At 69.2% G+C, this 5,334-nt stretch carries 3 protein-coding genes and 1 pseudogene; all 4 read left to right on the forward strand.

What is annotated here, in order from left to right; translation table 11 throughout:
- A pseudogene (locus Q8Q77_RS01655) lies at positions 1 to 216 on the forward strand (transporter); the annotation flags it as partial.
- Positions 213 to 1,685: an efflux RND transporter periplasmic adaptor subunit gene (locus Q8Q77_RS01660; RefSeq protein WP_305580517.1), complete on the forward strand. Its 1,473-nt coding sequence runs from the start codon at positions 213 to 215 to the stop codon at positions 1,683 to 1,685. The pseudogene Q8Q77_RS01655 and the gene Q8Q77_RS01660, both read left to right, overlap by 4 nt.
- Complete coding sequence (locus tag Q8Q77_RS01665; RefSeq protein WP_305580519.1) at positions 1,682 to 4,846, forward strand: efflux RND transporter permease subunit; 3,165 nt, start codon at positions 1,682 to 1,684, stop codon at positions 4,844 to 4,846. Before Q8Q77_RS01660 ends, Q8Q77_RS01665 begins: the two co-directional genes overlap by 4 nt.
- On the forward strand, positions 4,843 to 5,265 hold the full coding sequence (locus Q8Q77_RS01670) for a copper-binding protein (RefSeq protein WP_305580521.1): 423 nt from the start codon (positions 4,843 to 4,845) through the stop codon (positions 5,263 to 5,265). The genes Q8Q77_RS01665 and Q8Q77_RS01670 overlap by 4 nt, the downstream gene beginning before the upstream one ends.
- Positions 5,266 to 5,334 lie beyond the last annotated feature (69 nt).

Consider the following 5,334-nt stretch of genomic DNA (forward strand, 5'->3'; position numbering starts at 1 on the left):
CGGCTGATGCGCGCCCGAACCACGCTGGAGCCGCTCGCCGCCCGCAAGGCGCAGCTCGAGACCGCGAGCTACGCCGCCGGGACCGCCGACCTGTCCGAGGTGCTGGGCGCATTCCTGGCGCTGGCCGAAACCAAGATCGACATCCTCGACCGCGAAGTCGACGTCCAGCGCGACGCCATACGCATCGTCCTGACCTACGAAAGCGACGCCCAATGACCCGCGCCCAACTCGCCCTTTCGGCCGCCGCCATCGCCGTGCTGGCCGCAACAGGCGGCTATGGTCTGGCCCAACTCGGAAAGCCGTCGCAGCCGACAGGCGCGCCCGCCGCGCCCGGCGACCGCAAGGTGCTCTACTGGTACGACCCGATGGTTCCGGCCCAGCACTTCGACAAGCCGGGCAAGTCGCCGTTCATGGATATGCAGATGGTCCCCCGCTACGCCGATGACGGGCCGGCGGGCGAGAGCGGCGTGCGGATCGATCCGGCGGCAGTCCAGAGCCTCGGCGTGCGGCTGGCCAGCGTCCAGCGCGGCGACTTCGTCCAGAGCCTCGACGCCACGGGCGTCCTCGATTTCAACCAGCGCGACGTCGCCATCGTCCAGGCCAAGGCCGCCGGCTTCGTGCAGCGGGTCTATGCCCGGGCGCCCGGCGACGTGGTCGCCGCCGGCGCACCGATCGCCGATCTGCTGGTTCCGTCGTGGGGCGGGGCCCAGGCCGAATACCTGGCCGTGCGCCGATCCGGCGATGCAGCCCTGGAGGCGGCGGCCCGGCAGAGGCTGACGCTGCTCGGCATGCCCGCGGGCCTGATCGACCAGGTCGCGCAGACGGGGCGGACCCGCAACGTCATCACCGTCACGACGCCGGTGGGCGGCGTCATCCAGACCCTGGACGTGCGCCAGGGCATGACCGTGGGCATGGGCCAGACCCTGGCCCAGGTCTCCGGCCTGTCGACCATATGGCTCAACGCCGCCGTGCCCGAGGCGCAGGGCGGCCAGGTCCGAGTCGGGCAAGCCGTCCGCGCCGAACTCGCCGCCTTTCCGGGCGAAAGCTTCAACGGCCGGGTGACCGCGATCCTGCCGACCACCCAGGCCGACAGCCGCACGCTCACCGTCCGGGTCGAGCTCGCCAATCCCGGCGGCCGGCTCAAGCCGGGCATGTTCGCCAAGGTTCATCTCGACGGCCCGGCCCGGCCGGCCCTGTTCGTGCCCTCCGAGGCGGTGATCCGCACCGGCAAGCGGGCCCTGGTCATGGTCGCCGGCGACAAGGGCCGCTTCCAGCCGGTCGAGATCCAGCTGGGCCGCGAGGATGATGGACGGACTGAAATCCTGGCCGGCCTGAGCGAGGGTCAGAAGATCGTCGCATCGGGGCAGTTCCTGATCGACTCGGAAGCCAGCCTCGCCGGCGTCCAGGCCAAGCCTCTCGGCGCTGCGTCCGAGCCTACGACCAAGGCCGCGTCCGCCCTCTACGAGAGCCGCGGCCGGATCGAGGCGCTATCGGCCGGATCGATCACCCTTTCCCACGATCCCGTGCCCGCCATCGGCTGGCCGGCCATGACCATGACCTTCAAGCTCGGGTCCCCGTCCCTGGCCAAGGGGCTGAAGGTGGGCGACCGGGTCGCGTTCGGCTTCGAGCAACGGCCGGACGGCCCGGTCGTGCGGCGCGTCAGCCCGGCCGGAGCGGCCCGATGATCGCCAACCTGATTCGCTGGTCGGTCAAGAACCGCTTCTTCGTCATCATCGCCGCCTTGGCCCTGCTGGCCGCCGGCCTGGTCGCGCTGCGCTCCACGCCGGTCGACGCCCTGCCGGACCTCTCCGACGTGCAGGTGATCATCCGCACGCCCTATCCAGGCCAGGCGCCGCAGATCGTCGAGAACCAGGTCACCTATCCGCTGACCACCACCATGCTGTCGGTGCCGGGCGCCAAGACGGTGCGCGGCTACTCGTTCTTCGGCGACAGCTTCGTCTATGTGATCTTCGAGGACGGGACCGACCTCTACTGGGCCCGCTCGCGGGTGCTGGAATACCTGAACCAGGTCCAGAGCCGTTTGCCGGAGACGGCCAAGCCGGCGCTGGGGCCAGACGCCACGGGCGTCGGCTGGATCTACGAATACGCCCTGGTCGACAGGACCGGCCGCCATGACCTGTCGGAGCTCCGCTCCCTGCAGGACTGGTTCCTGCGCTATGAGCTCAAAAGCCTGCCGGGCGTGGCCGAGGTCGCCTCGATCGGCGGCATGGTCAAGCAATACCAGGTGGTGCTCGACCCGGTGAAGCTCGCCGCCTACGGCGTCACCCATGGCCAGGTCACAGACGCCATCCAGCGCGCCAACAGCGAAACCGGCGGCTCGGTGCTGGAACTGGCCGAGGCCGAATACATGGTCCGGGCTTCGGGCTATCTGAAAAGCCTCGACGACTTCCGCGCCATCCCGCTGAAGACCGCATCCGGCGGTGTCCCGGTGCGGCTGGGCGATGTCGCGACCCTCCAGCTCGGCCCGGAGATGCGCCGCGGCGTCGCCGAACTGGACGGCCAGGGCGAGGTCGCCGGCGGGGTGGTGATCCTGCGCTCGGGCAAGAACGCGCGCGAGACCATCGCCGCGGTCAAGGACAGGCTCGCCGGGCTGAAGAAGAGCCTGCCGCCGGGCGTCGAGGTGGAAACGACCTATGACCGCTCGCAACTGATCGACCGGGCCATCGGCAACCTGCGCGAAAAGCTGCTCGAGGAATTCATCGTCGTCGCCCTGGTCTGCGCCCTGTTCCTTTGGCACGTGCGCTCGGCCCTGGTGGCGATCCTGACCCTGCCGCTGGGGGTGCTGTTCGCGCTGATCGTCATGCGGGTCCAGGGCGTCAACGCCAACATCATGTCGCTGGGCGGTATCGCCATCGCCATCGGGGCCATGGTCGACGCCGCCGTGGTGATGATCGAGAACGCCCACAAGAAGATCGAGCGCTGGGAGCATGACCATCCGGACGAAGTGCTCGAGGGCGAAACCCGCTGGCGGGTGGTCACCGACGCTGCGGCCGAGGTCGGGCCGGCGCTGTTCTTCAGCCTGGTGATCATCACCCTGTCGTTCGTACCGGTCTTCACCCTGCAGGCGCAGGAGGGCCGGCTGTTCGCCCCCCTGGCGTTCACCAAGACCTACGCCATGGCCGGGGCGGCGATCCTGTCTGTGACCCTGGTCCCCGTGCTGATGGGCTACCTGATCCGAGGCCGCATCCCACGCGAGGACAGCAACATCCTAAACCGCTGGCTGACCGCGGCCTACAAGCCGGTGCTGGACTGGGTGATGCGCAAGCCCAGGGCGACCCTGCTGATCGCCGTCCTGGCCTTCGCCACCACGGCCTGGCCGCTCAGCCAGCTCGGCGGCGAGTTCATCCCCAGCATGGACGAGGGCGACCTACTCTACATGCCCTCGGCCCTGCCGGGCCTCTCGGCGCAGAAGGCCGGCGAGTTGCTGCAGCAGACCGACCGGCTGATCAAGACCGTGCCGGAGGTGAAGAGCGTGTTCGGCAAGGCCGGCCGCGCCGAGAGCGCCACCGATCCCGCGCCGCTGGAGATGTTCGAGACCACCATCCAGTTCAAGCCGCGAGCTGAATGGCGGCCCGGCATGACGCCCGACAAGCTGGTCGAGGAGCTGGACCGGACGGTGAAGGTTCCGGGCCTCGCCAATGTCTGGGTGCCGCCGATCCGCAACCGTATCGACATGCTGGCCACCGGCATCAAGAGTCCGATCGGCGTGAAGGTCTCCGGCGCCGACCTCGCCCAGCTCGACCGCGTCGCCCATGACGTCGAGACGGTGGCCAAGACGGTCCCAGGCGTCAGCTCGGCGCTCGCCGAACGGCTGACCGGCGGGCGCTATGTCGACGTCGACATCGACCGCGCCGCCGCCGCGCGCTTCGGGCTCAACGTCGCCGACGTGCAGGCGATCGTCTCAGGCGCGATCGGCGGGGAGACGGTCAGCCAGACCGTCGAGGGCCTCGCCCGCTATCCGATCAATGTCCGCTATCCGCGCGAGATCCGCGACAGCCTGGAGGGCCTGCGAAGCCTGCCGGTCCTGACACCCGCGGGCCAGCAGATCACGCTCGGCACGGTGGCCAAGATCGAGATCGCCGACGGCCCGCCGATGCTGAAGACCGAAAACGCCCGGCCCTCGACCTGGGTCTATATCGACGTGCGCGGCCGCGACCTGAACGCCGTCGTCCAGGACCTGCAGCGCGCCGTCGCCAAGGATGTGAAGCTCTCGCCGGGCGTCTCGATCGCCTATTCCGGCCAGTTCGAATACCTGCAGCGCGCCGTCGAGCGGCTGAAGATCGTCGTTCCGGCGACCCTGCTGATCATCTTCGTCCTGCTCTACGTCACCTTCGGCCGCTTCGACGAAGCGGCCCTGATCATGGCCACCCTGCCGTTCGCGCTCACCGGCGGCATCTGGGCGCTCTATCTGCTGGGCTACCACCAGTCCGTGGCCACCGGCGTGGGCTTCATCGCGCTGGCCGGCGTCTCCGCCGAATTCGGCGTGGTGATGCTGATCTACCTGAAGCACGCCATGGCGGATCGCGGGCCTGGTCCTTCGGGCGATCAGGTCGAGGACGCCGTTCGTGAAGGCGCCCTGCTGCGCGTCAGGCCGAAGGCCATGACGGTCGCGGTGATCCTGGCCGGCTTGGCGCCAATCCTTGTCGGTCACGGCGCCGGCTCCGAGGTGATGAGCCGCATCGCCGCCCCAATGATCGGCGGCATGCTGACGGCGCCGTTGCTCTCGATGCTGGTCATCCCGGCCGCCTTCTTCCTGATGCGCCGTCCCCGCCCCCGCGGCCCCGACTTCACCCCTGCCTCTCGAACCCAAAGGAAATCATCATGAGAGCTCTTCCCTACGCCACGGCCGGCGTGCTCGCCCTGACCCTGGCCCTCGCCGCCTGTGGGCCGAAGAGGGAGGCCGCCACGGTCCCCACCGAGGCCATGCCGGCGGCCGCGACCCCGGCGTCGGGCGGGGCGGTGTCCGCCGACATGGCGAAATCCGGCGACATGTCGAAGATGGACATGAGCGGCGCTGCGACTATGGCCAAGGGCAAGGGGACCGTCACGGCGATCGACAAGAAAGCCGGGACCGTCACCCTGGATCATGAGCCGATCCCGGAAGCCAACTGGCCGGCCATGACCATGGCGTTCAAGGCGACGCCGCCCGCCCTGCTCGACACCGTCAAGGTTGGCGACAAGGTCGCGTTCGATCTCAAGCTCGCCGGTGGAGCCGGCGAAATGACGGCGGTGCGGCCTCAATAGGCCTGCGGTCCCTGGGGCGATTGTTGTTCGTCTCAGGGACGCGTCTCTACGTGGCGAGATGTCCGTCTC

The sequence above is a fragment of the Phenylobacterium sp. genome (assembly GCF_030698145.1).
In the GTDB taxonomy this organism is placed as follows: domain Bacteria; phylum Pseudomonadota; class Alphaproteobacteria; order Caulobacterales; family Caulobacteraceae; genus Phenylobacterium.